The sequence below is a fragment of the Oceanobacter sp. 3_MG-2023 genome (assembly GCF_030688925.1).
GTDB lineage: Bacteria > Pseudomonadota > Gammaproteobacteria > Pseudomonadales > Oceanobacteraceae > Oceanobacter.
Window position 1 is genome coordinate 19,745 of the sequence record NZ_JAUYVX010000016.1, and the last position, 26,597, is coordinate 46,341.

At 52.1% G+C, this 26,597-nt stretch carries 26 protein-coding genes, 1 tRNA gene, 1 pseudogene and 1 riboswitch; of the genes and pseudogenes, 10 read left to right on the plus strand and 18 right to left on the minus strand.

Translation table 11 applies throughout. The features are described 5' to 3' along the window. Nucleotides 1–720 (minus strand): sulfate transporter CysZ, encoded by a 720-nt coding sequence (gene cysZ, locus Q8W32_RS14290; RefSeq protein WP_305415452.1) that lies wholly within the window; start codon nucleotides 718–720, stop codon nucleotides 1–3. Nucleotides 721–794: 74 nt separating this feature from the next. Here cysZ and trmH point away from each other — a divergent pair, with 74 nt between their 5' ends. Next, nucleotides 795–1,502: a tRNA (guanosine(18)-2'-O)-methyltransferase TrmH gene (trmH, locus tag Q8W32_RS14295; protein ID WP_303434501.1), complete on the plus strand. Its 708-nt coding sequence runs from the start codon at nucleotides 795–797 to the stop codon at nucleotides 1,500–1,502. Nucleotides 1,503–2,240: 738 nt separating this feature from the next. Here trmH and Q8W32_RS14300 read toward each other — a convergent pair. Next, entirely contained in the window at nucleotides 2,241–2,561 is a 321-nt protein-coding gene (locus tag Q8W32_RS14300; RefSeq protein WP_303434502.1) for a DUF3392 family protein, read from the minus strand. 245 nt (nucleotides 2,562–2,806) lie between these two features. Here Q8W32_RS14300 and Q8W32_RS14305 point away from each other — a divergent pair, with 245 nt between their 5' ends. Together Q8W32_RS14305 and Q8W32_RS14310 are read left to right on the plus strand one after the other, a co-directional pair. Then, nucleotides 2,807–3,763: a hypothetical protein gene (locus Q8W32_RS14305; protein WP_305415454.1), complete on the plus strand. Its 957-nt coding sequence runs from the start codon at nucleotides 2,807–2,809 to the stop codon at nucleotides 3,761–3,763. Nucleotides 3,764–3,890: 127 nt separating this feature from the next. After that, nucleotides 3,891–4,541 (plus strand): annotated as a pseudogene (locus tag Q8W32_RS14310) (helix-turn-helix domain-containing protein); the annotation flags it as partial. Nucleotides 4,542–5,156: 615 nt separating this feature from the next. On the opposite strand, the gene Q8W32_RS14315 reads toward Q8W32_RS14310, so the two are convergent. From Q8W32_RS14315 to Q8W32_RS14345, 7 genes are all read right to left on the minus strand, one after another. Then, nucleotides 5,157–5,393, minus strand: a complete 237-nt coding sequence (locus tag Q8W32_RS14315) for a hypothetical protein (protein ID WP_305415455.1) — start codon at nucleotides 5,391–5,393, stop codon at nucleotides 5,157–5,159. Between the two features lie 5 nt (nucleotides 5,394–5,398). After that, a tRNA-Thr gene (locus Q8W32_RS14320) sits at nucleotides 5,399–5,474 on the minus strand. A gap of 105 nt (nucleotides 5,475–5,579) precedes the next feature. Beyond that, nucleotides 5,580–6,341, minus strand: a complete 762-nt coding sequence (gene phoU / locus Q8W32_RS14325) for a phosphate signaling complex protein PhoU (RefSeq protein WP_368501403.1) — start codon at nucleotides 6,339–6,341, stop codon at nucleotides 5,580–5,582. A gap of 13 nt (nucleotides 6,342–6,354) precedes the next feature. Continuing rightward, nucleotides 6,355–7,158, minus strand: coding sequence for a phosphate ABC transporter ATP-binding protein PstB (pstB, locus tag Q8W32_RS14330; RefSeq protein ID WP_303434503.1), 804 nt, complete (start codon nucleotides 7,156–7,158; stop codon nucleotides 6,355–6,357). A 26-nt stretch (nucleotides 7,159–7,184) separates the two neighbouring features. After that, entirely contained in the window at nucleotides 7,185–8,462 is a 1,278-nt protein-coding gene (pstA, locus tag Q8W32_RS14335) for a phosphate ABC transporter permease PstA (protein ID WP_305415456.1), read from the minus strand. Next, complete coding sequence (gene pstC, locus Q8W32_RS14340) at nucleotides 8,455–9,828, minus strand: phosphate ABC transporter permease subunit PstC (RefSeq protein ID WP_303434505.1); 1,374 nt, start codon at nucleotides 9,826–9,828, stop codon at nucleotides 8,455–8,457. The genes pstA and pstC overlap by 8 nt, the downstream gene beginning before the upstream one ends. A gap of 100 nt (nucleotides 9,829–9,928) precedes the next feature. Further along, nucleotides 9,929–10,969: a substrate-binding domain-containing protein gene (locus tag Q8W32_RS14345; RefSeq protein WP_303434506.1), complete on the minus strand. Its 1,041-nt coding sequence runs from the start codon at nucleotides 10,967–10,969 to the stop codon at nucleotides 9,929–9,931. 300 nt (nucleotides 10,970–11,269) lie between these two features. On the opposite strand from Q8W32_RS14345, the gene Q8W32_RS14350 reads away from it, so the two are divergent. Then, entirely contained in the window at nucleotides 11,270–11,671 is a 402-nt protein-coding gene (locus tag Q8W32_RS14350) for an acyl-CoA thioesterase (protein ID WP_303434507.1), read from the plus strand. Nucleotides 11,672–11,756: 85 nt separating this feature from the next. On the opposite strand, the gene uvrD is transcribed toward Q8W32_RS14350, so the two are convergent. Further along, complete coding sequence (uvrD, locus tag Q8W32_RS14355) at nucleotides 11,757–13,934, minus strand: DNA helicase II (RefSeq protein ID WP_305415457.1); 2,178 nt, start codon at nucleotides 13,932–13,934, stop codon at nucleotides 11,757–11,759. A 147-nt stretch (nucleotides 13,935–14,081) separates the two neighbouring features. Here uvrD and Q8W32_RS14360 point away from each other — a divergent pair, with 147 nt between their 5' ends. Continuing rightward, the gene (locus Q8W32_RS14360; RefSeq protein ID WP_303434509.1) at nucleotides 14,082–14,969 is read left to right on the plus strand and encodes a MurR/RpiR family transcriptional regulator; all 888 of its coding nucleotides are present in this window, start codon (nucleotides 14,082–14,084) and stop codon (nucleotides 14,967–14,969) included. Nucleotides 14,970–15,092: 123 nt separating this feature from the next. Further along, on the plus strand, nucleotides 15,093–15,284 hold the full coding sequence (locus tag Q8W32_RS14365) for a PA3496 family putative envelope integrity protein (RefSeq protein ID WP_303434510.1): 192 nt from the start codon (nucleotides 15,093–15,095) through the stop codon (nucleotides 15,282–15,284). 146 nt (nucleotides 15,285–15,430) lie between these two features. Here Q8W32_RS14365 and Q8W32_RS14370 read toward each other — a convergent pair whose 3' ends face one another. The 3 genes from Q8W32_RS14370 to Q8W32_RS14380 form a co-directional block, all read right to left on the minus strand. Further along, nucleotides 15,431–16,699: an ammonium transporter gene (locus Q8W32_RS14370; RefSeq protein WP_305415458.1), complete on the minus strand. Its 1,269-nt coding sequence runs from the start codon at nucleotides 16,697–16,699 to the stop codon at nucleotides 15,431–15,433. A gap of 54 nt (nucleotides 16,700–16,753) precedes the next feature. Next, nucleotides 16,754–17,092 (minus strand): P-II family nitrogen regulator, encoded by a 339-nt coding sequence (glnK, locus tag Q8W32_RS14375; RefSeq protein WP_303434512.1) that lies wholly within the window; start codon nucleotides 17,090–17,092, stop codon nucleotides 16,754–16,756. A 68-nt stretch (nucleotides 17,093–17,160) separates the two neighbouring features. Then, a complete protein-coding gene (locus tag Q8W32_RS14380) occupies nucleotides 17,161–17,823 on the minus strand; it encodes a TorF family putative porin (RefSeq protein WP_305415459.1) in 663 nt (220 codons plus the stop codon). Nucleotides 17,824–18,149: 326 nt separating this feature from the next. On the opposite strand from Q8W32_RS14380, the gene Q8W32_RS14385 reads away from it, so the two are divergent. Beyond that, nucleotides 18,150–18,401 carry an accessory factor UbiK family protein gene (locus Q8W32_RS14385; RefSeq protein ID WP_303434514.1) on the plus strand — a complete coding sequence of 84 codons (252 nt, stop codon included), beginning with the start codon at nucleotides 18,150–18,152 and terminating at the stop codon, nucleotides 18,399–18,401. Here Q8W32_RS14385 and Q8W32_RS14390 read toward each other — a convergent pair. From Q8W32_RS14390 to Q8W32_RS14410, 5 genes are all read right to left on the minus strand, one after another. Continuing rightward, a complete protein-coding gene (locus Q8W32_RS14390) occupies nucleotides 18,374–18,574 on the minus strand; it encodes a hypothetical protein (protein WP_303434515.1) in 201 nt (66 codons plus the stop codon). The genes Q8W32_RS14385 and Q8W32_RS14390 overlap by 28 nt on opposite strands. A 35-nt stretch (nucleotides 18,575–18,609) precedes the next feature. Continuing rightward, nucleotides 18,610–19,452, minus strand: coding sequence for an ethanolamine ammonia-lyase subunit EutC (eutC, locus tag Q8W32_RS14395; RefSeq protein ID WP_305415460.1), 843 nt, complete (start codon nucleotides 19,450–19,452; stop codon nucleotides 18,610–18,612). Between the two features lies 1 nt (nucleotide 19,453). Next, nucleotides 19,454–20,845, minus strand: a complete 1,392-nt coding sequence (locus Q8W32_RS14400; RefSeq protein WP_305415461.1) for an ethanolamine ammonia-lyase subunit EutB — start codon at nucleotides 20,843–20,845, stop codon at nucleotides 19,454–19,456. A 171-nt stretch (nucleotides 20,846–21,016) separates the two neighbouring features. Beyond that, nucleotides 21,017–21,187: a hypothetical protein gene (locus Q8W32_RS14405; protein WP_303434518.1), complete on the minus strand. Its 171-nt coding sequence runs from the start codon at nucleotides 21,185–21,187 to the stop codon at nucleotides 21,017–21,019. Nucleotides 21,188–21,266: 79 nt separating this feature from the next. Further along, a complete protein-coding gene (locus Q8W32_RS14410) occupies nucleotides 21,267–22,625 on the minus strand; it encodes an ammonium transporter (protein ID WP_303434519.1) in 1,359 nt (452 codons plus the stop codon). A gap of 519 nt (nucleotides 22,626–23,144) precedes the next feature. Between Q8W32_RS14410 and pyk the strand changes: the two genes are divergently transcribed. From pyk to Q8W32_RS14425, 3 genes are all read left to right on the plus strand, one after another. Next, a complete protein-coding gene (pyk, locus tag Q8W32_RS14415; RefSeq protein WP_303434520.1) occupies nucleotides 23,145–24,581 on the plus strand; it encodes a pyruvate kinase in 1,437 nt (478 codons plus the stop codon). A gap of 206 nt (nucleotides 24,582–24,787) precedes the next feature. Then, nucleotides 24,788–24,961: riboswitch (molybdenum cofactor riboswitch) on the plus strand. Further along, complete coding sequence (gene moaA, locus Q8W32_RS14420) at nucleotides 24,949–25,938, plus strand: GTP 3',8-cyclase MoaA (RefSeq protein ID WP_305415462.1); 990 nt, start codon at nucleotides 24,949–24,951, stop codon at nucleotides 25,936–25,938. Its footprint overlaps the riboswitch before it by 13 nt. A gap of 30 nt (nucleotides 25,939–25,968) precedes the next feature. After that, entirely contained in the window at nucleotides 25,969–26,595 is a 627-nt protein-coding gene (locus Q8W32_RS14425; protein ID WP_303434670.1) for a molybdenum cofactor guanylyltransferase, read from the plus strand. The last annotated feature ends 2 nt before the right edge of the window (nucleotides 26,596–26,597 follow it).

The following is a 26,597-nucleotide window of genomic DNA, read 5'->3' on the forward strand; positions in this document are numbered from 1 at the left end:
TCAACCGGCCCGTGACTGATCGGCCTGCCGTTGCAATTGCCACAGCGTAGCCCCGATCACCGCCGCCGGGGGCACCAGACAGTTCAGTAATGGTACCGCCATCAGCACCGACACCGCCCCACCAAATCCCCAGGCCGTCCAGCGCTGGGTAGCCACCTGCTCTCGGCTGGCGCGGAAATTCTGCTGCTGGTTATCCAGAGTATAATCACTGTATTGCAACGCCATCACCCAGCTGCCAAACCAGAACCAGACGAAGGGCATCAGCAAGTTGACGCCCGGCACAAACGACAACAACAGCAGCAACAGATAACGCGGTAGGTAATAACCCATCTTGACCAGCTCCCGTATCACCGTACGCGGGATCAACGCGGCAATGGATTCGTCCTCGACCTCATGCCCCAGACGCTGCTCGATCTTGCCCGCCAGCAAGCCATAAAACGGACTCGCCAACAGCAACAACACCGCACTGAAAAAATACCCCGAGATCAAGGTCGACAGTAACAGCAACAGAGGCACCACCAGCCAGGCCAGCCAACTGATCCAGCTGGAATCAAAGCCATCCCACTGGCTGACTGCATCAATCAGCCAATAGGTTCCAAACGACAACACCAGCAGATTAATCAGAATGGGCAACCAGACATAACGGCGTATTCCCGGTTCATTCAGTAGTGTAAAGCCACGCCACAAATAGCCGGCTCCTATCAATAAATTGTCTTTCATACCTGTTCCGTGCATAAAACCGGAAGGTTTTATACAATGCCGCTCCGTTTTGAGCCAGAGAGACGTAACCGAACATGACGCCAGAACGCCTGAGTTGTGTGATCAACACCCTCAACCGACGCCAGCCAGACCTGTCGGTCATTACCGATGAAGTTTACAAATCGCACAATCTGGCCGCCATTGCCCGCTCCTGTGACGCCTTTGGCGTGCAAGACATCCACTGCGTATGGCCAACCGACACTTTCCGCCTTAATACCGTCACCAGCGCCGCTGCAGCTGGCTCAGAGAGCTGGGTCAGCGTTAGCACCCATGCCGACATCGAAACCGCCATCCGCACGCACCAGCAACGCGGTATCAAGGTCTGCGCAGCTCATCTGACAGACAGAGCGATCGACTTTCGGGAATATGACTTCACTCAACCCACCGCCATCCTGATGGGCACCGAAAAAGAAGGCGTCAGCGACATCGCCTCCGAACTGGCGGACGAACACCTGATCATCCCCATGCTCGGCATGGTGCATTCTTTCAACGTCTCCGTGGCTGCCGCGATTATTCTCTGCGAGGCCGCACGTCAACGCCAGCAGGCAGGCCTGTTCGAGCAGCGCCATCTGGATGACGACCGCTTCAATACCTTGCTGTTTGAGTGGTGCCAGCCCTCCGCAGCCAAGCTCTGCCAAAAACATGACCTGCCCTATCCGGCACTGCGCGAAGACGGTGAAATCGCCGACCCGCAAGCATTTTCCCGACAAGTGAACGCTCGTAGCCAGGGTATTGCCCGCTAATACTCTCCCGCGCTTTTGATACCCAATGCCTCTGCCAGAGACATTCGCCCACAGGCTTGTGCGAGATATCTCACAAGCCTGTGGGAAATACGTAGTCTGGACTACCCGTTTCTGTTCACTTTCATGCTACATAAAACACAACCTGTTGTTTTGTATGAAGTTTATTTTTCATTTCATTTCTGTTGCAAGCATACCGCCGTCCTGCCTCCATCCTGACCACCAGCTTTTTTGGTAAAGTGTGACCACACGGACAGGAGATCAACGGAAGATTGCCAGGATGGCAACCACTTCAGGATGAAGCGGTAACAGGAAAGGCACAGGAGTGCAGCCAGGACGGCAAAGGAAAGGGACACGGTACATGACGTACCGCAGGAACACGCCAGGGAAGGGTTATAAGGGAGCAGGACGGCTCAGACGAGCAACACAATGGAATGTCAGGACATGCCTCAGGATGAGGTACAAGGATATTCATCAGTGGATGACCTGCCAGGACGGCACGGCAAATGGATTGCCCAGGGAAGATGGCCAGGAGGCTTGCCAGGAAGGCAAATGGACAGTAAGCAACGGACAGCACAGGGATGACCAACACGACGGATTGTGGCAAGGATGATGTATACGGAACCAGGATTGTTCCAGGGTGCTGTGGCGGCTTGTACAGGATGTACCTGCCGTCCAATTTACCCAACCCCCTTCTCCACCCCAGATAGACGTCCCACAGCCTGACAGCCGCCAGGACGACTACTTCTTGTGGTAGCCCTCTGCCAGAATTCCCAACACCACAAAGCTGCCAACAATCGACGCCACATAAACCGGCGCAGCCAGACTTATCAGTACTCCCGCCAGAACAGGCACCAACCAGACCGTCAACGTGCCATAGCCAAAGGTACACAGAGCAACAAAGGCCAGCACCCGAAATCCCACCCAATACGGCCTGACCAGCTTGCGCACCAGCCGATTGATCCGGTCACCAAAGACCACCAGCAGCGTGGCAATAATCGCCAGCGCGATTTCATCATTGTAAGGCCGCAGCCAACCGGATACCGACACCAATAACGTCATCAACCACTCACTCCCACTCTTTCGCCACCCCGATGGATCTCACACCCGACAACCTACATAAATCACGGATGGTATGTACTATGAGTTACTATGAGGCTTCATGGCCTGAATCCGTCGGCCTCTGTCAAATTTTCACACCCGCGAAATTAAAATTTTCTTACGAATTGCCCTGCCCGAAAATCGCGCACTTATTAGATCTACCATCGGTATACTCCTTATTTCGAAGATTGGAACAGGGAAGACTCATGACGAATAAACCCAGACATTCTGAAACTGACATTCCCAGATCGAAGCTGACGCCAGAACGAATATTCTGGGGAATGTTGATTGTCACCGCCATAGTAATTATTGGTTATCTGGGATATTTCTTTGGGTATCTCAAATATGTTCCCTCTACAGAGCCAGGTGACTGGGGAACCTTTGGGGACTTCGTTGGAGGACTTGTAAACCCGATGATTGGTTTGGCTGGCCTTTATATGCTTGTTAGCACACTCCGCCAGAACCAAAGAGTTATCGAACAGGCTGAAGACTCATTACATAAAATGCAAACCGCGCTCGATCAGTCGCAGCATGCACTGGAAGTACAAAGAGCTGAATTCGAACTAACTAGAAAAGAGCATGAGGGGTCACGTGAGGCTCAAGAACAACTTGCACGAACAAATGTTGATAATCTAAAGCTCAACATTGCAGTTAACCGTATTGACCGACTGCTGACTGCCGAGAAGACTTTTTCTGAACAAGTGAACTGGATTTTTGACAAGGAAATCAAGGGAGACATTTTTATTTATACGAACAATAAATACAGCAAAGTTTCGGCTATAGTGCTTGGGAAATTACTCGCACGCTGGCAGAAAGAACAACACCCTATCGCTATATCGACTACTGCACTTGAGGTGTTAACAAAATTATTTGAGGTGATCTACCAAACTCTGTGCGACAGAAATACCGCATTAAAAGAATTAATATCTTCTTATTACTCTCTCGGCTTGGACGCCACCTTTTTGAAAGTAGGAAAGATTGAATGTTTGGGAGAGATGCTAAAAATAGCAAAACATAATCATGATAATAGTCATGTTGACGAAGACTCGATTCAATGTGTTTTCCTCAACAATACTAGTCGAACCTCAAATATTTCTCTCTTCATTGATCAACATATTGCGCTTATAGAGCAGCTGAATGACAACACAAAACCAAACGAGTAAATTTAAAAACGTTCTTACCTGTATTAATTCAGACCCATCTGCCAGTACTCATTGAAAAGGGGCTAGTTGCCGCGTGGGATTAAAGGCGACCCAATCGTTGATCAACACCAACGAGGTAACTCGAACGATCTATAGTAACGAACGAATCATTCGACACAAAGTCGGCTTGCTAAACCTAGCCGAAGAACTCGGCAATGCCTCCAAAGCTTGCAAAACCATGGGCGTATCCAGGGATACGTTTTACCGCTGATGTAGAGGCACTGGTTGACCGCTCTTGCCGTACCCCGAAGTCGAATTGGCTGTCGTAGCTTATACCATCGAGGAGCCTGATGGGTAAGTCCGAGTCTCCAATGGGCTGCGTAAGTGGGGTTTGTTTGTCTCAGCCAGTGGCGCGCGAAGCATCTGGCTTCGGCACGACCTGACCAACTTCAAGCAGCGCTTGAAGCCAGAGTAGCCGAAGATGGCATCATACTCATCGAATCCCAGTCAAAGCACTGGAACGCAAACAACAGGACGATAGAGCCTGTGACGATATCCAGACAAAACACCCGGGATATCTGGGCTCGCAGGACACCTTTTGCACCGGAATCTCCAAGTGTGTCTGATGCGTTTACCAGCAAACCTATGTTGATACCTACTGCAAAGTAGCGCACTGCAAGCTCGATACGATCAAAACGCCGATCACACAGCTGACCTGTTGAATGATTGAGTATTGCCATTCTATACCGAGCATGAGCTTTCGGTGCTACGTATCCTGACCGATTACGGCACCGAATATTTGTAATGGTCGAACACCAATGGCCATACTGGAAAATAAGGAAAGCATCGGAAGGAAAAGCTCATAGACTAAACCTGACCTGACAGACGCCTTGGCCGAAACAGGTAGCTGTCAGATCAAGTCTGTATTACTACAAAATATTAACCTCCAATTTTCCACGAGCTTATCAATAGGTAGCCACGTCAGTGCATATAAGTTACATACACTGCACTGGTTGATAAACCGACCTTCTCGGGTTTGGATGATGAATTGATTTTCCAGTAGCTCATTCGTCGTTCTCCGTAACGAGTCCTTCGAGACAAACTCCATATCCCATATGATGGAATAAGAAACGAAACCGACAAATCATCGTTAGTCTTACTCTGATACAGGTACAGCAAGGCCATTTATTAACAAGTTTCTATGAATATTAATACGATTTATGCGTAAAAATCAGTACGGGCAGCGATCAAGGAATTATTGACTACTCAGTTACAAATACACACTCAGGCAATAATCCGGTAAAGCCCAGAGAATGGTTTTTGGTTCCACTTCATGTGATTGATGAGGCAGTAAGCCTGATTCAGTCAGGAAAGATTGAGGGGGTTATTTACGATCCAAATCAAGCATCCTTGGTCATTGGCTGATCGAATGATTCCCTGATAGCTGCCTTCCAAAATATTTGAAGAGGCTGTTTGCAATCAACCGCTGCCACTCCCAACGACAAACCAGCCTTGATTTTTGCGCCGATATCATCCTGATATTCTTCATGGCCAGCAGCAGAACCTGTTCGAGATCTGATTCAGTCAGCGCTAAGCCGTACCAACAGAAAAGAAAAAGGGCCTCCAGATTGCTCTGGAAGCCCTTGATCATTTTACTGGTGCCGGCACCAAGAGTCGAACTCGGGACCTACTGATTACAAGTCAGTTGCTCTACCAACTGAGCTATACCGGCTAAGTGGGCGGGAATACTATAGATGCCGCTGGCATCCGTCAATATCTTTTTCCCCTAACATACTGAAAAATCACTCTTTCTGTGAAATTTCCACTCCAGTACGCGTTACGCTCCTGTAGATGACGAATCATCTTTGTCTTTATGGGCTCGCTCTTCCATTTCGGAGATCGAGCTGTGCCGTACATCGGCTCCACTGACCACGTAAATCACCTGTTCGGAGATATTACGGGCATGGTCGCCAATCCGTTCAATGGCGCGCAGAATCCAGAGAATATTGATCGCCTGGCTGATAGATCGCGGGTCTTCCATCATATAGGTAATCAGTTCCCGCAGCGCCGCGGAGTACTGCTGGTCGACCAGCTTGTCATTACGCACCACATCCAGTGCGCCATCCACATCGTTACGGGCAAAGGCGTTCAACGCTCCTGAAATCATTTTGCCAACTTCAGTGCCCATGTAACGTATCGATTGCTGGCAGTAACCGCCGTTGGTGGAGCCACTCACTTCCAGAGCGTGAACCGCAATTTTGGTCGCTTCATCTCCGATACGCTCCAGGTCACGCACAACACGGGAAACCGCCAACACCATACGCAAATCAGAAGCGGCCGGCTGCCGACGTACAAGAATCTGGGTGCACTCCTGGTCGATAGCCACTTCCATGCGGTCAACATCATCTTCTCGACGAATAATGTCATCAGCCGGGGTGGTATCACCGGTCGTGATTGCTTCAATGGCATTAGCCACCTGACGTTCAACCAAGCCACCCATTTCCATCATTTGACTGCGAATGGCTTCGAGGTCTGAGTTGAACTGTCCGGATATGTGTTGGCTGAAATTCATTTCAACCGGTATGCCCTTGTTTGCCACTGGAGCTCTCCTTTTAGCCGAAACGGCCTGTAATATAAGCCTCGGTCAACGCATGTTGGGGTTTGGTAAACACGAGGTCAGTCGGGTTTACTTCTATCAGCTGACCCAGGTGAAAATACGCCGTACGCTGGGATACCCGAGCAGCCTGCTGCATCGAGTGGGTAACGATAGCGATGGTGTAGTTATCGCGCAACTCGTCAATCAACTCTTCAATTCTAGCAGTTGCAATCGGATCCAGTGCAGAACAAGGTTCATCCATCAGGATTACTTCCGGATCAACAGCAATCGTGCGGGCAATACACAATCGCTGTTGTTGGCCACCCGACAGGCCGGTGCCCGGTGCATCCAGCCGGTCTTTTACTTCAGACCACAACCCAGCGCGACGCAAACTTTGCTCCACGATTTCTTCCAGTTCATGGCGGTGGTTCACCAGCCCGTGAATACGTGGCCCGTAGGCAACGTTATCAAAGATGGTTTTTGGAAACGGGTTGGGCTTCTGGAACACCATACCGACCCGCGCCCGCAGCGGCACAACATCGATCTTGGGGGCATAAATGTCTTCATCATCCAGCAGGATCTCGCCAGTAATGCGACAGATATCAATCGTATCATTCATGCGATTCAAGCAACGCAGAAAGGTCGACTTACCGCAGCCGGATGGGCCAATCAGGGCAATGACTTCATTGGCACCAATATCCAGGCTGACGTCAAAAATCGCCTGTTTGTCCCCATAAAAAACGCCAACACCACGCGCCTTCAGCTTGGGTGAGTCGCAAAACGGTTCGCCGTCGGTTTGGTGGTTTTCGATAATACTCATAACAAGGAATCCGAATAGTTTAGCGTTTACCAGCGTCGCTCAAGACGACGACGCAGCCAGACAGCGACAGTGTTCATCATAATCAGGAAGGTCAGCAATACAATAATGGCTCCTGATGTACGCTCGGTGAAAGCCTGCTCCGGGCTGTCAGACCAGAGAAAGATTTGAACCGGCAAAACCGTCGATGGATCAGTAATAAATCCGGGCACATCCACCACAAAGGCGATCATCCCGATCATCAGGAGCGGTGCGGTTTCACCCAGAGCCTGTGCCATACCAATAATGGTTCCCGTCAGCATACCCGGCATTGCCAGAGGCAAGACGTGGTGAAAAACCACCTGCATTTTTGAGGCACCGAGACCAAAAGCAGCTTCCCGTATGGAAGGCGGTACCGACTTGATCGCCGCGCGACCGGAAATAATAATGGTCGGCAAGGTCATCAGGGTCAGCACCAGGCCACCAATCAAAGGGGTGGAACGGGAGACCCCGAAAATATTGATAAAGATCGCCAGTCCCAGCAAACCAAACGTAATACTGGGCACTGCCGCCAGGTTGTTGATGTTGATTTCAACAATTTCTGTGATGCGATTTTTAGGTGCAAACTCTTCCAGATAGATCGCTGCCGCAACCCCGATCGGGAACGACAACAGGAAGGTCACCATCAGGGTCAGCAACGTACCCATAATGGCACCATGAACACCCGCTAGCTCAGGCTCCCTTGAATCACCATTGGTAAAGAAGGTAGTACTGAAACGGCTCTTCAAGCGCCCTTCCGCCACCCATTGTTCGAGCCAGCCCAGCTGCAATTCATTCAACCGTCCGGCACCGCCCTCGTCCCGCTCATGCTTGAACCACTGATCCACGTTATCGTCCATGATCAGTTCAATGCTTAATGTACTACCCAACAAATCCGGGTTGGCCAATACCGCATCCTGCAACTGCCAATGGGCACCGACGCTGACGAGGCCGTACAACGCCCGGCGCTCGCTGCGACTGGAAACCTCAGCCGTGTTTCTCAGATACTGTTTGATCAGGCCCTCGTAATTGCCATTACGCAGCTCATTAACCGGCGACTGGTTATTCAGTCCCAGATACTCCTGATCGAGCAGGATCTCTGCTTGCAACACGGTTTGCCGGAAAGCCGAACTGCCCTGAGACAGAATATTGCCAAACAGCACCACCAGGCATAACAGGCCAAATCCGACGGATAACACGCCATACAAGCGGAATCGCCCTTCGGCACGGCGACGACGCGCCATGCCCTGTTCTACTTTGGAGCGAGTCGTTGTGAGTTGATCAGTCATATTGCTCCCGGTACTTCTGTACCACTTTCAGCGCCACGTAGTTAAGAATCAGAGTCACCAGGAACAACACCAGTCCCAGTGCAAAGGCAGCCAGTGTTTTGGAGGAATCAAACTCCTGGTCTCCCACCAGCAAGGTCACAATCTGCACAGTCACGGTGGTCACACTGTCGAGCGGGTTGGCTGTCAGGTTGGCTGCCAGACCCGCCGCCATGGCGACAATCATGGTTTCACCAATCGCCCGGGAAACCGCCAGCATAACGGCCCCCACAATACCGGGTAATGCAGCCGGGATAACCACTTGCCGAATGGTCTCGCTCTGGGTCGCTCCCAGCCCGTAACTGCCATCACGCAAGGCTTGTGGTACAGCATTGATTACGTCATCCGACAGGGATGAGACAAACGGGATGATCATCACCCCCATGACCAGACCAGCAGCCAACGCACTTTCAGACGATACCTCGAGGCCAATATCAGCCCCCAGGCTTTTCAGTATCGGGGCAACAGTCAGGGCCGCAAAAAAGCCGTACACAACGGTTGGAATGCCCGCCAGCACTTCGAGTGCAGGCTTGGCATAGCTACGCACCCGAGGGGTGGCATATTCCGACAAATAAATGGCCGACATCAGGCCGATCGGAACCGCGATAAACATGGCAATCATGGAAATCATCAGGGTACCGGCAAACAGCGGTACCGCCCCAAAACTGCCAGAGGAGCCAGACTGGTCAGCGCGCAAGGCGACCTGTGGCGACCAGGTAGTACCAAACAGGAAGTCAAACACGGGCACCCGGCCAAAAAACATCCAGGCTTCATACAACACACTGCTCAGAATACCGACAGTTGTCAGTACCGCGACACCCGAGCTGCAGAACAGCAGCACTTTGACAATGCTTTCCACTTCATTACGAGCCCGTAACGCAGGTGCGAGACGCCGCAAGCCGAAGCCAAAACCAGCCAGGGCCAGAGCCAGCACCAGCGTCGTACTCAGCATGCTGTTCCGCGACTGCAGGTCTTTCAGATGCAGCACCACAGGGGCCAGTTCCGGGTCGGCTTGTACATTGGCACCACCGGCCAGGTTACGCACCTTGCTCAGTGCCAGACTGATACGATTGCCCCCTTCTGCCTGTACTTCTGCGGGTAACTGCGCCGCCAACAAGCGATCGATCACCGGGGTTTCGAGCACCCCCCAACACAGCATTAACAACAGCGGAGGCAAGCAGGTCCAGAGGGCGACCAGCGAACCATAATGGCCAGGCAGTGAATTCAGGGTCACACCAGGAGTGACCAGAGAACGCGCGCGGCGGGCACCACTCACGTATGCGATAACAAATAATACCGCGATGACAAGTAGCAAAATGCTGAAGGTCATAATGACTAGCCTGAACAGAACAAGAAACAGCCGGTGAGTTTACCGGCCGGAGAATACATCCATGTGACACGCGCAGCAGGGCAGCACCCTGCATTCAGGCTTACTGACCCAGCAGGGTCAGTGCCTTGACATCCGCAGCCATGGCCCGGCGACGGGATTCATCCATCGGAATCATGCCTTTGTCGGCGAGATAGCCATCTTCACCAATGGCACGCGAGGAGGTGAACTCAGCCAGAAATTCTTCAATCCCCGGAATCACCCCTACGTGGGCTTTTTTAACATAAAAGTGCAGTGACCGACTGACCGGATACTCACTACTGGAAATATTGTCGAAGGTTGGTTCAATCCCATCAATCAGGGAGCCCTGAACCTTGTCTTCATTCTGTTCCAGGAAGCTGTAGCCAAAAATACCGTAGGAATCCGGGCTGGCCGCCAGTTTCTGAACAATCAGGTTATCGTTTTCACCGGCTTCAACGTAGCCACCATCTTCACGCAGACCGTGGCAAATGGCCTTGTATTTGTCTGGATCGGATTTTTTCAGCGCCTTGATAAACGGGAAGGCAGAACAACCCCCTTCCATCGCCAGCTCCACAAACGCATCACGGGTACCGGATGTCGGTGGCGGCCCCAGTACCTTGATTGGCGTGTTATCCAGAGCAGGATTTATTTGCTGCCAGGTTTTATAAGGGTTGGCGATCAGTTTTTCCGAGCCATTCGCAGCCGGTACCATTTTGGCCAGTGCCAGGAAGATTTCCTTGGTAGAAAAGGAAGCCTGGGCGTGTTCGGCGGCATTGGCAAACACAATACCGTCAAAGCCGATGGTCACTTCAACGATCTCTTTAACGCCATTTTTTGCGCACAGCGCAACCTCGGATGCCTTGATACGGCGCGATGAGTTCGTAATGTCAGGGGTTGTGTCGCCAACACCGCTACAAAACAACTTCAAACCACCACCAGAACCCGTGGATTCAACTTTAGGAGTACGAAACTTGCTCGATTTGCCAAAACGTTCAGCAACAACTGTAGAAAATGGATAAACCGTCGATGAACCGACTATGCTGATGTAATTACGCTCAGCAAAAGCACTTTGGCTGAAAACTGATGCCAATAAAACCACACCGGCAGCGAGAGAATGTTTCATGCGATATCCTTCAATGTGACCTGATGATGTCCAGCAGGCAAATCGTTGTCGAAAGGAGGAATTGTCCCGGAGCTGTGTTACATCTACGTGACGACCCCTTGTTTATTACAAATATGTTGCATTTTGGTTACAGGGGCCTTTTTTTACCAGACAACAGAACAGTCATACCCCGGTCGAGGCATTACTTTTGTCGTATTGTCTTAAATATTTTTTGACATCATTGATCTCGAGTGCGTCTGTATTGCCCGCGCTAAAAAAGAAGTAAACTTCCTAAAAATAATTTCAAAATCAGGAATCCCTATGAAAGCCAGACCAAAAGACGATTGTGAGCCGAAACCGGATGGAGAACTGACGTTACGGCTGATCCCGTCAAGAGGTGACACCAATACTCATGGGGATATCAGTGGTGGTTGGGTCGTCGCACAAATGGATCACGCGGCCGAAACCGTTGCCAATCGTCTGGCCCAGGGGCGCATTGCCAATGTGGCGCTGGAATCCGTTGTCTTTATGTCTCCGATACGTATCGGAGCGGCGGTGTGTTTTTATACCCGCGTACTGGAGATCGGCTCATCGTCGATCCGGATTGGCATCGAAGTATGGACCCAGAACCCGAATGAAAACGAGCGCAGAAAGGTCGTGGATGCCGTCTTTGTTTATGTGGCCATTGATGACACCGGGCGTATTCGCCGGGTCCCTCGCTGACCAGGATTCGTCGCTCCCCGATTCCAGAGCAACGTATGCAGCAGCCTGACCGGCCTCGTCGGTCAGCCGCCAGTTGTATCAGTGTCTACAGCGCCTGTAACTTGGCAAAACTGAGCACCAGCCATTTGCTGCCGACATCTTCAAAGTTCACCTGTACCCGCAACCCCGGCCCCTGGCCTTCGAACTGCATTACCGTGCCTTCCCCAAACATCTCATGGTAGACCCGACTGCTCAGGCCAAAAGGCCAGTCCGCCGATATATCTGCTTGCAGTCTGTGATTCCCCGTTCTTGATCGTCGGGCACTCAGAGGTCGTGATACTGTATTTTTCAAACGCACTTCATCCATCAGTTCTGTCGGGATTTCACGAATAAATCGCGAAGGAGTACTAAAATTTTCTTGCCCATGCAAACGTCGGCTCTCGGCGTATGTGATCACCAACTGATCCATCGCCCGGGTGATACCGACGTAAGCCAGACGCCGTTCTTCTTCCAGTCCATCGGCATCATCCATCGACATCTTGTGAGGAAACAAGCCATCTTCCAGGCCGGTTAATACCACCTGGGGAAACTCCAGTCCTTTGGCAGAGTGCAGCGTCATCATCTGCACCGCATCTTCATGTTCATCCGCCTGCCCCTCTCCGGCATCCAGCGCGGCGCTATCGAGGAACTGCGCCAACAGGCTGATATCCTCATCATCACCACCTTCGAACACCTTGGCGGCATTTACCAGCTCTTCCAGGTTTTCGACTCGGGCCTGGCCTTTCTCACCTTTTTCCTTGCGGTGATGCTCAATCAGGTTGGTTTGGGCAAGTACCTGCTCCACCAGCTCATGCAATTCAAGGTCGTCAATGCCGACACTCATTTCATCAACCAGCGTCATAAAACCAGCGACAGCCGTACCAGCCCGTTTTGACAGGCCGCCGGCCGCTACCACCGAAGCACAGGCATCCCACAGCGAACAACCCTGATCCCGCGCCACTGAGCGCAAGGTATCGAGGGTTTTTTCGCCGATGGCCCGGGCTGGAATATTAATCACCCGCTCAATGGCTGCATCATCCTGGCGGTTGAGCAGCAAGCGCAGATAGGCCATGGTGTTCTTGATTTCCAGACGCTCGTAAAAACGCTGGCCACCATAGATGCGATACGGAATCCCTGCCCGCAGCATGGCTTCTTCCAGCGTTCTGGATTGCGCATTGGAGCGATAAAGAATGGCCATATCGACCCGGGCACGTCCCTGCTTGGCCCAGACATCCACCAGATCGGCGATATAACGTGCTTCGTCCTGCTCATTAAACGCACGGTACAGACGAATCGGATCACCCTTGGCACCGGTGGTATGTAACTCCTTGCCCAGGCGGCCACTGTTGTTCTTGATGACGGCATTGGCGGCATCCAGAATCGTCGCCGTGGAGCGGTAGTTTTGCTCCAGCTTGATCATTTCTGCACCCGCAAAGTCCTGTTGGAAGTTGCGGATATTGCCTACATTCGCGCCACGCCAGCCGTAAATCGACTGATCGTCATCCCCTACTGCCATAACTGATACGGTGTTACCGGCCAGCAAACGAATCCAGGCATATTGGATATTGTTGGTATCCTGGAATTCGTCCACCAGAATATGGCTGAAGCGTTGCTGGTAATGTTGCAGCAAATCGGGGTTATGCAGCCAGAGCTCGTGGGCACGCAGCAGGATTTCACCAAAATCGACCATGCCATTTTGCTGACAGTTGTCTTCATAGATTTGATAAAACTGCTGCAGGGTGCGAGTAAAGTTATCAGCCGACGGGATAACATGCGCCGCACGACGCCCTTCGTCTTTCTGTTCATTGATAAACCACTGCAATTGTCTTGGCGGGTAACGACTGTCGTCGATGTTGTTGGCTTTCATCAGTCGCTTGATCAGGCGCAACTGGTCATCGCTATCCAGAATCTGGAAGTACTGGGGCAAGCAGGCTTCACGCCAGTGATGCTTCAGCAATCGATGCGCCAGGCCGTGAAAGGTACCGACCCACATGCCACTGGCAGGTACATCCAGCAGTTGCTCCAGCCGGCCACGCATTTCCCTGGCCGCCTTGTTGGTAAAGGTTACCGCCAGCACAGCAAAGGGTGAGACGTTTTCCACCTTGAGCAACCAGGCAATCCGGTGCACCAATACCCGTGTTTTACCCGAGCCGGCACCGGCCAATACCAGCTGGTGAGGAGATTGGGCAGCCACCGCGTTGCGCTGTCCGTCATTTAATTGATCAATTATCAGTGAAGTATCCATGTCGCGAGTTTACCAGATTGCAACCGTCACGGCAGATTCTGATCGACAATCACCCTGTTTATCCGTACAGCGGGAGATTTAACAGGACGATGACAGTGAGGCACTCTATAATCCGTGACCAAATTTTAATTATTCGGACTCATTAGAGTGAGAAATAGCCCGATTCTGGCCGAAATATCCGCAGCTATCCCCAACTTACGTAAATCTGAAGTCAAGGTGGCTGAATACGTACTGCGGTCGCCACAGCAAGTGATGCATATGCGCATCGTCGACCTGGCTCAAGAAGCCCAGGTCAGCGAGCCAACGATTGTGCGCTTTTGCCGGGGCATCGGCTGCAACAGTTTTCAGGAATTCAAGGTGCGAGTGGCCCAGGAAATGGCCATCACCAACAATATTGGTCAATTTGCTATCGCCACAGACGACAGCATCGACAATATTTGCAGCAAGATTGCCGATACCACCATTCAGCGGCTGCATCAGGTCAAATCACAACTGAAACCGGAACAGGTTGGCGTCGCCGCCAATGCCATCAGCATGGCAACCCGAGTCGAATTCTACGGCTATGGTGCCTCCGGTGCGGTAGCGATCGATGCCCAGCACAAGTTTTTCCGTCTTCAGGTGGCCACCGCGGCCTACAGTGACCCGCATATGCAAGCCATGTCTGCGGTCACCCTCGGGCCTGAAGATGTCGCAGTGGCCATTTCCCAAAGTGGTCGCACCAAGGATTTGCTTAACTCGATTGCCCTGGCCCAGCATCATGGCGCCAAGGTAGTGAGCCTGGCACCCGCCAATACTGCGGTCAGCAAACAGGCCGACTATCCGATTCATATCAATATTGAAGAAGATACCGATCAGTTTACGCCAATGACATCCCGCATTGCTCACCTGATGGTGATCGACATGCTGGCGGTTGCTGTTACCCAGCGTCGCGGCCCTGAATTTGCCCGCCACCTCACCAACATCAAGCGCAGCATCAAATCGCTACGATTGGAGCAGGGCAACGAGCCGTTTGATCCCAAAAACATCACCCGCTAGCCTCTCACCTGCCCGCAGCAGCAACCAGGTCATGGAAACATCAATCTGTCTTGTCACTGTCATTGGAATGCAACTTCGAGCATCAAACATCGTCATAGCCAAATCAATCCAAGGAGAGTGACGATGTCAGCAATAACCAAACTTGAATCTCATGAACAGGTTGTGACGTTTGATAGTCAGGGCAAGGTCGTTGTTAACAAAACCAGCAAGGTGTCTTCCAAAGTCATTGCCCGGCGGGCAATTGAAGCCCATAGCGAACGCAAGCATCTGGAACAGGACTTTGACCGCTACTACGACAACCTGCTCGACCTCTAAACTCTTGTTATTTTGCCAGCCCGACCAGTAACACTCTGTCGCTACATTGATCAGTAACCCAAATAACAGACATAAAAAAAACCCGGCAAATCATTGCCGGGTTTTTAGCGGGAATCCGTTACCGCAGATTACTGTCTCAGACGAACTTACTTGCCAGTAAATTCAGGGTACGCTTCCATACCACATTCTGAAATATCAACACCTTCGTATTCAGCTTCTTCGCTCACACGCAGACCCATGACGGCTTTGATAGCGCCCCAAGCGATCAGTGATGTGATAAAGACCCAGACGAAGATAGTGATTGCACCCATCAGCTGGCCACCGATAGAAGCGCCGTCATTAGTGAACGGAACAACGATCAGACCAAACAGACCAACAACACCGTGAACAGAGATCGCGCCAACCGGATCATCAATCTTCATTTTGTCGAGAGTCAGGATGGAGACAACAACAATCAGACCACCGATAAAGCCGATGATGGTTGCAGCGAAAGGCGTCGGCGTAGAAGGCTCAGCAGTAATTGCTACCAGGCCAGCCAGTGCACCGTTCAGACACATGGTCAGATCCGCTTTGCGGAACAACACATAAGCCAGCAACAAGGCACCAATCAGACCACCAGCAGCCGCAGCATTTGTGTTAGTGAACACAACAGCAACCGCATTGGCATTGGCGATATCGCCCAGTTTCAGAACAGAACCACCGTTGAAACCGAACCAGCCCATCCACAGGATGAAACAACCCAGTGTAGCCAGTGGCAGGTTAGCGCCAGGGATTGCACGGATTTCACCGTTTGCACCGTACTTGCCTTTACGTGCACCCAGCAGTATCACACCAGCCAGAGCTGCAGCAGCACCTGCCATGTGAACAATACCGGAACCGGCAAAGTCAGAGAAACCGAAGTCATCGCCCAGGCTGAACATACCGAAGACGGACGCACCGCCCCAAGTCCAGCTGCCTTCCATCGGATAGATGAAGCCAGTCATAATGACAGCGAAAACCAAGAAAGCACCCAGCTTCATACGCTCAGCAACCGCACCAGATACAATCGACATGGCGGTAGCTACGAACACAACCTGGAAAAAGAAGTCAGACGCACCGGAGTAGATTGAACCACCCTGGAAACCGTCTTCACGTGCTGCAAAATCACCCAGTACAGCGGCTGTATCGACATCTGCAATACCAGCCAGGAAGTAACCACCGCCGTACATCAATTCATAACCGCAAACCAGATACATGGTACAAGCGATTGCAAACAACGCGATGTTTTTGGTCAGGATTTCAGTTGTGTTTTTGGCACGAACCAGACCTGCTTCCAGCATGGAAAAGCCAGCAGCCATCCACATAACCAACGCGCCACATACCAGGAAATAAAAGGTATCCATGGCGTACTGCAATTCGTAAATATTATTTTCCATTCTAAGCCCCCCGCATCAGGCCAGATTTTATCTATTAGTTAGAACTGAAAAGGATCAGAGCGCGTCAGCACCGGTTTCACCAGTACGAATGCGAACAACCTGCTCCAGAGTTGTAACAAAAATCTTGCCATCGCCAATTTTGCCAGTGTTGGCAGCCTTGGTGATCGCTTCAATAACCTTGTCAGTCAGGTCATCATCAACCGCTACTTCTATTTTTACTTTAGGCAGGAAATCAACCACATACTCGGCACCACGATACAACTCGGTGTGTCCTTTCTGACGACCAAAACCTTTGACTTCGGTAACAGTGATGCCTTGTACGCCGATCTCGGACAATGCTTCACGCACATCGTCCAGCTTGAATGGCTTCACAACAGCAGTAATGAGCTTCATAGAAAACTCCTTTTTGAGCTAAAGGGATGGGAATGGCCTATGCGAGGGCACAGGCCATTGTATGCTTTTTACATCTCGATAGGCAGGCTGTAAGACACAACGTATTTTGCAGACTCATCGATGTGACCGGCTTCATTCATCTCGATGTCCTGATCCAGGATTTTCGAGATAGTGAAAGCAACGGTATCGTTGTAAGCGTAAGTTACGTCAAGGTGCATGAAGTCATTGCCTTTATCGACTTCGCCACCCAGAGAAGCGGAGAAAGACGTGTCAGGAATATCAGCACCTACTACGAAGTAGAAACCATCAGCATCGGAATCGCTGCTTTTATCGAAGCGAATGCTGGCCATGCTGTAAGAGAAGCCCAGAGAGAAGTTGGCAGAATCGTCGAATTGATCGTATTCATCTGTTTCTGGGTACAGGTAAGTTGCATAACCAATGTCGTAACCCAGATCACCAACGGCACCAGCATAACCAATGTACAGGTCAGTTTCTGTACCCAGGCTGGTATCACCTGAAGAAGTCCAAACACCAGCGTACAAGCCAGACTCGTGGCTGTAATCCAAAGAACCGGAAACAACAGGAGCGCCGCCGCCCAGATCCTGACCGTGCCACAAGTACATGCTGGCCAGATCAACAGATGCAGAGATTTCTGCTTGAGCAGTTTGAACAGCAGTCAGTCCTGCCGTCATGGCACCAGCGAGAACGATTGCTTGAGACAGTTTTTTCATCGTTTTTTTTCCTTCATCGGTTAGCGAAGCTAGTCATTAAACATGTTCGATGCTTTGGGGCCAGGAACTGCACCTTGAGCATCGTTGTAATTCTGTGAGAGAGAGTTAGCAGTGACCGTGCCAACTTTGAAAACCCCCGATATTAGCGGCTTTCCTGATATAATCTTCAGGATCCAGAGATCCTGATTGCTCCAATTTTGTGCGCGAATAAACAAAATGCATCAATTTTTACCACCCCTAAAAAACACTTGGCTCCAGATTGGTGCCAACAAGCCCTTAAAGCCCCTCAATGGCGCAACAACAACCCACGCAATGAGAGCCAAAAAATGAATGCAGATGAAATACGCTTTAAAATCGAACAGTTACTGGCACAGTCACCCTTTGCATCCCTCTCACAAGAAGCGCACAAGAATATGGCATCCCAGCTGCAGTTGCTGTTCAGTAGTGCCGATTTGGTCACACGAAAAGAATTTGATGCCCAGCAGCGCGTTCTGGAAGAATACCGCGCACTACTGGCCACTCTGGAAAACCGGCTTGCCAAACTGGAAGCTCAGCCTTCTGATGATAAGGACGCCTGACGCTCTTTCCAGACGTCATAGCCATTCACCGCCAGGTGTAAACCCAGAGCCAACCCGGCAGCGGTAGCAATGGCGGTGAGGCCACGAAATTCCAGCAAGAAAAAGCCACTAGAAAGCATCAGGAAACTGGGATAAAAAAGTGTCCGCTTAAGAACAAGTTGCAGTTTATTCATAGTGTTTCTCCATCAAATAGCAGCAAATAACGTCATTAGGTGTTGGGGGTTTTCAAGAGCAAATTGCCCGACTTGCTGGCCAGCGACGGCTGACCATTGTCTGATTCATCTTTCAGGGCCACCCCGGACAACGCCCGGCGGTCAGCCTCCAGCAGCAGATACATCAATTTATGAGTCGCCTCTTCATAACGCAGTCCTTCGTGGCGCACATTGGAGATACAGTTACGATTTGCATCGTGCTTGCCGCTGGCAGGCTCCCACGTGAAATAAATGCCCAGCGAGTCTGGCGAGCTTAATCCTGGCCGCTCACCAATCAACATCACCAGCATCCTGGCCTTGAGGGTTTCACCAATCGGGTCGCCAATGGCTACTCGCCCTTGTTCCACCATGACAACCGGCCCCACCTTCAATGAAGTATCAGCCAGTGATGTCAGCAAGCAGTCCAACATCGGGGCGGCATGCCGCTGCACCGCCAATGATGACAAGCCATCAGCCACCACCACAGCAATATCAAAAGCGGCCGGAGGACTGTCTGCCATCCACTGTGTCAGTGCTTCCTGGCTACTTGATGAAAGCTGGCGACCGTAATCGGGTCGTTGTAAATACTGCGGCCGTCCATCGGCCTGACTGGCCAGCTTCAAGACCGGCCCCGGCAATCCGGCTTGCGCCAGCACCTGTTCCAGATCCTGTTGCAACTGCACAAAACCCAGCGGCAGATGCACGGCATCCCTGGCTCTGGCATGGGCCAGCTGAAACTCCAGATGTGCCCGGGTCGGTAAACTGATTCCGGCCCGGCCGAGACCAATGCGGGCATCGGTGTATTCACGCAAGGTCTGCCATGGGTTTTCTACCAGAATGGTATCGGGTTTATCAGCCATATCAGTGACCTCCCCGGATCACATGTTCAAACGGTGCCGGCAGAGACTGGTTGCCATACGCCAGATGATTCTGTTGATCAAAAACACCAATGGTCTGCAGCCAGGCTTCAAACTCCGGTGCCGGTTTCAGACCCAATAATTCACGGGCATACAAGGCATCATGGAACGACGTCGTCTGATAATTCAGCATGATGTCGTCCGAACCAGGAATACCCATAATAAAGCTACCGCCAGCGGCGGCGAACAGGGTGAGCAACGCATCCATATCATCCTGATCAGCTTCCGCGTGATTGGTGTAACAAATGTCGCAACCCATCGGAACGCCCATCAGCTTGCCGCAAAAATGATCTTCCAGACCCGCCCGAATAATCTGTTTACCGTTGTATAAGTATTCAGGGCCAATAAACCCAACCACGGTATTCACCAACAGCGGTTTGAATTCCCGGGCAACGGCATAGGCACGGGTTTCACAGGTTTGTTGGTCCAGACCAAAATTGGCATCGGCGGACAGGGCACTGCCCTGTCCGGTTTCAAAATACATGCAATTCTGGCCAACACTGCCACGCCCCAGGGTTTGTCCGGCAGCGTAAGCTTCTTTGAGTAAAGCCAGATTGATGCCAAAACTGTCGTTGGCTTTCTCGGTACCGGCAATGGACTGGAAAATCAGATCGACCGGAGCACCCCGGTTTATCGCTTCAATATGGGTGGTCACGTGTGTCAGGACACAGCTCTGGGTAGGAATATCGTAATGCTGAATCACATCATCCAGCATTTTCATCAGGGTGATCACCGCTTCGGTATTGTCGCTGGCCGGGTTGATGCCAATGACCGCATCACCACTGCCATACAGCAAGCCATCCAGAACAGAGGCGGCAACACCGGCCGGATCATCGGTTGGATGATTGGGCTGTAACCGTGTCGACATGCGGCCTGGCAAGCCAATGGTATTACGAAACCGGGTGACCACCTGACATTTGGAAGCCACCAGCACCAGATCCTGCAGTCGCATGATCTTGCTCACCGCGGCAGCCATTTCCGGCGTCACACCCGGTGCAATACGTGCCAGCATCGCGGTTGAGGCTTGTTCACTCAACAACCAGTTACGGAAATCCCCTACCGTCAAATGCGCGATCGGCGCAAAGGCCAAGGCATCATGCCGGTCAATAATCAGTCGGGATATCTCATCGGCTTCGTAAGGAATCACCAGTTCATTCAGGAAAGTTTTGAGCGGCACATCAGCCAACGCCAATTGTGCAGCGACCCGTTCCTGCTCATCCAGAGCAGCCACACCCGCCAGGCAATCCCCAGAACGCAACGGTGATGCTTTTGCCAGCAAGCTTTTCAGGTCATTAAATTGCCAGCTTTTCTGGCCAAGTGAAATCTGATAACTCATATCGACGGGCCTTTGCCAAAGATAATGGATTCCAGCGTCGGGTTGCTGTCGCTCTTGTCAGTACCACCGGAATCCGTTGTACATTCCCAAAGGGATAAACAGAAAGCGCCCGGAACAAGCCGGGCGTACAAGTCGGATGTAACGGACGCTTCCGTCATGCAGACTGACGAATCAGCCTTCGTGCTTATCAAACGCGTCGTTCTCGTGCTTGATCAGGGCGTACATAAAACCAACAAAGGTTACGACAGCCAAACCACACAGAAAAGCCACAACGCCAGGTTGGTCTGCGAAGGTAAAGTAAGCGCCTACGCCTTCCCAGCTATCAATCGGTGAAGTATCCATAATGTATTCCTCTTTACTAACAGCAAGTTAAGACAAGCGGGGCAGCAGCGCCCCGCCCGTTTGAGAATCAAGCGGTCGATCAGCTACCCAGCACACCATTCGCAGGCAGACCGGCGGCATCCGCAGGAACAGTACCTTCAATGATGTCGCGGGAAGGCACACGCTCTGGGTAAGGAATGGCTGGAATTTCAACCAGATCCAGGCCTGCAGCTTCTGCCTTGGCAGGAACACGCAGCATGTTCATTTTCTTCAACAGCAAGGAGATGCCATAGCCAGGTACAAAACCAGTGACACACATAACCACGGCGCCCAACAGCTGACCGAAGAAAGTAATGTCTGGAGCACCTTCTGGAACACTTGGGTAACCGGAGGCGAAGACACCAACCAGAACCACACCCAGGAAGCCACACCAGCCGTGTACCGCTACCGCGCCAACTGCGTCATCGATACCGCACTTCTCAACGAACTTGCCAACGATTGGCATGGAAATACCACCAACAACCGCCAGGAAGAAGGTCAGTCCCGGATAGTAAAGATCCAGACCGGCCGCAACAGTAATGATGCCAGCCAGGCCACCGGACATGGTCATGAACGGCTCACGAGAAGACAGGTAAGCACCAATCACGCCACCGGCAAAACCCATCAGTGTGTTGAATGCAAAAGCAGACAAGTTGGTTGGGTTACCGTAAATAGTTGTCCAGCCAGTTTCACCACCGTTAAAGATGATGCAGCCACCCAGGAAGCCAAAGAAGCCGACAATAATCATCATCAGACCAATCAACGCCATTGGCAGGTTGTGAGGCACAATGGCCATCGCCTTGCCGTCGACGAATTTGCCCAAACGAGGCCCCAGATTGATCAGCACACCCAGCGCAAAGAAACCGGCGATGGCGTGAACCACACCTGATGCGCCCACATCGTGGTAGCCCAGATCCAGCAGCAACCAGCCATCAGGATGCCATCCCCAGGCACCGGCCAGAATCCAGACACCAGAACCCACCACAATGGTCAGGATCAGGTACGCACTCATGCGAATACGCTCGATCACCGCACCCGACAGAATCGAACCGGTTGTGGCACCAAACATGGCGAAAGCAGCCCAGAAGATACCCGTGCCCATATCAGAGACATCAGGACCCATACTGGCAGCCCATGGCAGGGCACCAGAAGCATCAATAGGAATCAGACCACCAGGGAATGCGTTATAGATCCACCAGCCGAAGAAGTAGAAAGTAGGCACAACAACGGCCAAAGTCAGAATATTTTTCATACCGGATGCCAACGCGTTTTTGACGCGCGACGCACCAATTTCATACGCAAGGAAACCGGCGTGGATCATGAACATGATGGCAGTACACCACCAATAGAACACCTCGACATTCATCGCCTGATGCATTTCGAAAGCCGCTTTAAAGGCTTCCAATTCTTCTGGAGTCATGGGATTTCCCCTCTCTGATTGAGTAAGTTTTTAGCTAAACCAATTCAGACTGGTCAGGGTCGTACTGGGTACGGGAATACTGACCAGACAAAAATATTCTCAGAGGGAATATTGCATGGCCGGTGCCAAGCCTGTCGCAAGTTCAAATATTCAGACAATGACAGATTTGTCCGCTTTAGAATGGGTAGATAGAGGTATAAGCTTGCAATCAATGTCCACATTGCCAACACCTGTTTGGCCTGGCATTGAGATCGAGACCGATTTTGTTTGCCAACACAATCGGCGTATGGTGTTGCGCGCACCAAAAACAGGCAAAAACCTCCCGAAAACGCCCTGCGACAGAGCAACGCCTATTTTTCTGCCCAGCAGTCACGAGTACTCAGGATAAGGTCACGCCAAATCAGGGAAACAACAGAAATTCCAGCCGTTGTTACCCATGTGTAAAGACTCCGTCTCATGCTTGGTAGATAATACTTTCGTATCACACCCTGCACTCCACCGTCCGCCAGGAGATTCTTCATGTTAAGACGCACCAAAATTGTGGCCACCCTTGGGCCCGCTACCAACACCGATGAAAAAATCGAACAACTGATCGAAGCGGGCGCTGATGTATTCCGTCTCAATTTCTCCCATGGTGACGCTGACGATCACCGCGACCGTGCCGCCATGGTGCGACGAGCAGCCAAAAAACTGGGACGTCACGTCGCCATCCTGGGTGATCTGCAAGGCCCGAAAATCCGCATATCCCGCTTTGCTGAACAAAAAGTCCATCTGGATGTTGGCCAATCCTTTGTACTGGACGCCACTCTCGACCGTGACGCCGGTAATAAAGAACAGGTCGGCATCGACTATAAAGCACTGATCGAAGATGCCCACGTGGGCGATATCCTGCTGCTGGATGATGGCCGCGTTGAACTGGAAGTCACCGAAACCTTTCCTTCAAAGCTGAACACCCGTGTTCGTATTGGTGGCTGGTTGTCGAACAACAAGGGCATCAACCGACTGGGTGGTGGCCTGTCCGCCAAAGCCCTGACCGACAAGGACAAGGTTGACATCAAGCTGGCTTCAGAACTGCTGGTCGATTACCTCGCCGTTTCTTTCCCCCGTGACGAACACGACATGATCGAAGCCCGCGAGCTACTGACGGCCGCAGGTGGTCATGCCGGGCTGGTCTCCAAGATTGAACGGGCAGAATGTGTTGCCGACGATGCCGTACTGGATGGCATTATTCGCGCTTCCGATGCCGTTATGGTGGCTCGTGGCGACCTGGCCGTAGAAATCGGTGATGCCGAACTGGTCGGCGTACAGAAAAAAATCATCTCCCGCTCCCGTCAGCTGAACAAGCCGGTGATCACGGCGACCCAGATGATGGAATCCATGATCGACAGCCCAATGCCAACCCGCGCTGAAGTCTCCGACGTTGCCAACGCCGTTCTCGACTACACCGATGCCGTTATGCTGTCAGCTGAAACCGCTGCCGGTGACTACCCGGTTGAAGCCGTTGCCGCCATGACCCGCATTATTATGGGAGCCGAGCGTCACCCATTGGCCAAACGTTCCAAGCATCGTCTGTATGAAGACATGCACAGCATCGAAGAGACCATCGCACTGTCGGCCATGTATGCCGCCAATCACCTGGTTGGTGTGACCGCAATTATCTCGCTGACCGAAACCGGTGCAACACCACGCCTGATGTCGCGACTGCGTTCAGCCCTGCCGATCTTTGCCTTCTGTCGCCGGGAAGATACCCAATCCCGGGTGGCACTGTATCGTGGTGTGCAAACCGTGCCATTCTACGCCGACCAGCTGGAACCGGATGCCATCAACCCCTCTGCCATCGCCATCCTGAAAGAATCGGGTGAAATCAGCAGCGGCGATTACGTTGTGATTACCCGGGGTGATTATCTCAACGCCCAGGGCGGCACCAACACCATGAAAATTGTGCGTGTAGACTGACCCAGACACCGGCCGGGTACTCTCTCCGGCCGGGTGTTTTCCATCCCTCCTGATCCCACTCCTGATCCCACTCCTGACCCCAACCCTGTAACACTGTCATGGCACTGCTTTGACTCACACTATTCTCGCCACTCTGAACAGTCATTCAATATTTTTTGAACCTGATTGGGCGTCGCTACATTTTTGCACTCAAACCGCCTACACTGGGCGCTGACAAACGCCGAGCAGTTGCTTCTAAGACAAGGGTGGCAAGCCATCCTGTGATGAAGCCTCTGCCGTGGCACAGGCTGACGCCTGAAGGCATAACGCCCCAGCCACCAGGGTTCGATGGGAAACCATTGGGCCTCCCTTATTTGGAAAGGTGTATATGACCCGCTTCAAGCCCGAGCTGAGCGACCGTTATGGTCGCCGCTTCAGCTATTTGCGCCTGTCGATTACCGACGTGTGCAATTTTCGCTGCCACTACTGTTTACCCGATGGCTATCAGAAAACCGATCAGCCAGAACCACTGACGCTGGCAGAAATGGCACCACTGCTGCAAACCTTTGCCCATCTTGGTACCCGCAAAATACGTATTACCGGCGGTGAACCCAGTGTCCGCAAGGACCTCACCGACATCATCAGTCTGGCGGCCCAGACACCTGGCATCGAGCAAGTGGCGTTAACCACCAATGGTTACCGCCTGGCAGACCAGGTTGACGACTGGCAGCAAGCCGGCCTGCAACGCCTGAATCTCAGCATCGACAGCCTCGACCCACAGCAATTTGCCGCCATCACGGGCTACTCACATCTCGACCGTATCATGGCGGGGCTGGAACGGGCGTTAAGCCTCGGGCTGGATGTCAAAATCAACGCCGTGTTGTTGCGTGGCTTTAACAGCGAGCGTTTGCAACAGTTTCTCGACTGGATCAAACACACCCCGGTGACCTTGCGTTTTATCGAACTGATGGAAACCGGTGATCACCCGGTCTTTTTTGCCGAGCATCACGTCAGTGGCGAATCCATCCGGCAACAGCTGCGAGACACCGGCTGGCAGGTCGCCATGCGCCACCAGCATGATGGCCCGGCAGAAGAATTTTCCCATCCGGATTATCGTGGCAAACTGGGATTGATCATGCCCTATAGCAAAGACTTTTGTTCCAGCTGCAATCGTCTGCGTATTTCGTCGCTGGGGAAATTGCATCTCTGTCTGTTTGGCGAACAGGGTTATGACATACGATCGCTACTACAGCCCGGCGTAGACCCCGAACTGCTGGTAGCAGAGCTGGAGCAGCGCCTGGGCCTGAAAGACGAAACCCATTACCTGCAAAGCGGCAATACGGGCGCTACCCGTCATTTTGCCATGCTGGGTGGCTAACACCGGGATAAACCCGACAGCGGAGGCGATATGGATACACACGCAAAGGCAACAACCATCGGGGTGATTCTGGCAGGCGGGGCGTCCCGTCGCATGGGGCAAGACAAGGCCATGCTTCCCGCCAGAGAACATGCCAGCTTGCTGCACCACCAAGTCGATCTGATGCAGCAGCTTGGGCTGCAACAACTGTTTATCAGCCGCCATGCCTCCCTGTCCACCCCGGACGACCTGCAACACCTGGTGGTCTGTGATGTCAATGACGAACACCACGATGGCCCACTGGCCGGACTGTTCAGCATTGCCAATGCCTGCCCCAAGGCAACCGCCTTGCTGGTGATGCCCGTCGATCTGCCGTTGATGGACTTGCCCACGCTGCGTTACCTGCTCACTACCGGCCATAGTGATCATCGAGCCGTTTATTTTCTGCAGGAATATCTACCGCTGTACCTGCCGCTATCTGCCAACGTACGACAATATCTGGAAGACCAGCTGACGCTGGCGACCGCCGACAAATCGATCCGCGGGCTGCTGAGCTTTTGCCAGGCCTTGTCTCTGCAACCCGCCAATCCTACCGCACTGACCAATACCAACACCCATGACGAATGGCTTGCCAGCCAGCAAGTCGGTGCTTATCCCAACGTTATCGAACGCGAGTAACT

Coding starts and splice junctions, on each gene's coding strand:
- uvrD (WP_305415457.1), bottom strand. CDS start 13,934: ATGGATACTTCACTGATAATTGATCAATTAAATGACGGACAGCGCAAC.
- pyk (WP_303434520.1), top strand. CDS start 23,145: ATGTTAAGACGCACCAAAATTGTGGCCACCCTTGGGCCCGCTACCAAC.
- Q8W32_RS14405 (WP_303434518.1), bottom strand. CDS start 21,187: ATGGATACTTCACCGATTGATAGCTGGGAAGGCGTAGGCGCTTACTTT.
- Q8W32_RS14350 (WP_303434507.1), top strand. CDS start 11,270: ATGAAAGCCAGACCAAAAGACGATTGTGAGCCGAAACCGGATGGAGAA.
- Q8W32_RS14300 (WP_303434502.1), bottom strand. CDS start 2,561: ATGACGTTATTGGTGTCGGTATCCGGTTGGCTGCGGCCTTACAATGAT.
- Q8W32_RS14385 (WP_303434514.1), top strand. CDS start 18,150: ATGAATGCAGATGAAATACGCTTTAAAATCGAACAGTTACTGGCACAG.
- moaA (WP_305415462.1), top strand. CDS start 24,949: ATGACCCGCTTCAAGCCCGAGCTGAGCGACCGTTATGGTCGCCGCTTC.
- pstC (WP_303434505.1), bottom strand. CDS start 9,828: ATGACCTTCAGCATTTTGCTACTTGTCATCGCGGTATTATTTGTTATC.
- Q8W32_RS14425 (WP_303434670.1), top strand. CDS start 25,969: ATGGATACACACGCAAAGGCAACAACCATCGGGGTGATTCTGGCAGGC.
- Q8W32_RS14345 (WP_303434506.1), bottom strand. CDS start 10,969: ATGAAACATTCTCTCGCTGCCGGTGTGGTTTTATTGGCATCAGTTTTC.
- pstA (WP_305415456.1), bottom strand. CDS start 8,462: ATGACTGATCAACTCACAACGACTCGCTCCAAAGTAGAACAGGGCATG.
- trmH (WP_303434501.1), top strand. CDS start 795: ATGACGCCAGAACGCCTGAGTTGTGTGATCAACACCCTCAACCGACGC.
- Q8W32_RS14305 (WP_305415454.1), top strand. CDS start 2,807: ATGACGAATAAACCCAGACATTCTGAAACTGACATTCCCAGATCGAAG.
- cysZ (WP_305415452.1), bottom strand. CDS start 720: ATGAAAGACAATTTATTGATAGGAGCCGGCTATTTGTGGCGTGGCTTT.
- Q8W32_RS14365 (WP_303434510.1), top strand. CDS start 15,093: ATGTCAGCAATAACCAAACTTGAATCTCATGAACAGGTTGTGACGTTT.
- Q8W32_RS14390 (WP_303434515.1), bottom strand. CDS start 18,574: ATGAATAAACTGCAACTTGTTCTTAAGCGGACACTTTTTTATCCCAGT.
- Q8W32_RS14410 (WP_303434519.1), bottom strand. CDS start 22,625: ATGACTCCAGAAGAATTGGAAGCCTTTAAAGCGGCTTTCGAAATGCAT.
- pstB (WP_303434503.1), bottom strand. CDS start 7,158: ATGAGTATTATCGAAAACCACCAAACCGACGGCGAACCGTTTTGCGAC.
- Q8W32_RS14400 (WP_305415461.1), bottom strand. CDS start 20,845: ATGAGTTATCAGATTTCACTTGGCCAGAAAAGCTGGCAATTTAATGAC.
- eutC (WP_305415460.1), bottom strand. CDS start 19,452: ATGGCTGATAAACCCGATACCATTCTGGTAGAAAACCCATGGCAGACC.
- Q8W32_RS14315 (WP_305415455.1), bottom strand. CDS start 5,393: ATGATCAAGGGCTTCCAGAGCAATCTGGAGGCCCTTTTTCTTTTCTGT.
- glnK (WP_303434512.1), bottom strand. CDS start 17,092: ATGAAGCTCATTACTGCTGTTGTGAAGCCATTCAAGCTGGACGATGTG.
- Q8W32_RS14380 (WP_305415459.1), bottom strand. CDS start 17,823: ATGAAAAAACTGTCTCAAGCAATCGTTCTCGCTGGTGCCATGACGGCA.
- Q8W32_RS14370 (WP_305415458.1), bottom strand. CDS start 16,699: ATGGAAAATAATATTTACGAATTGCAGTACGCCATGGATACCTTTTAT.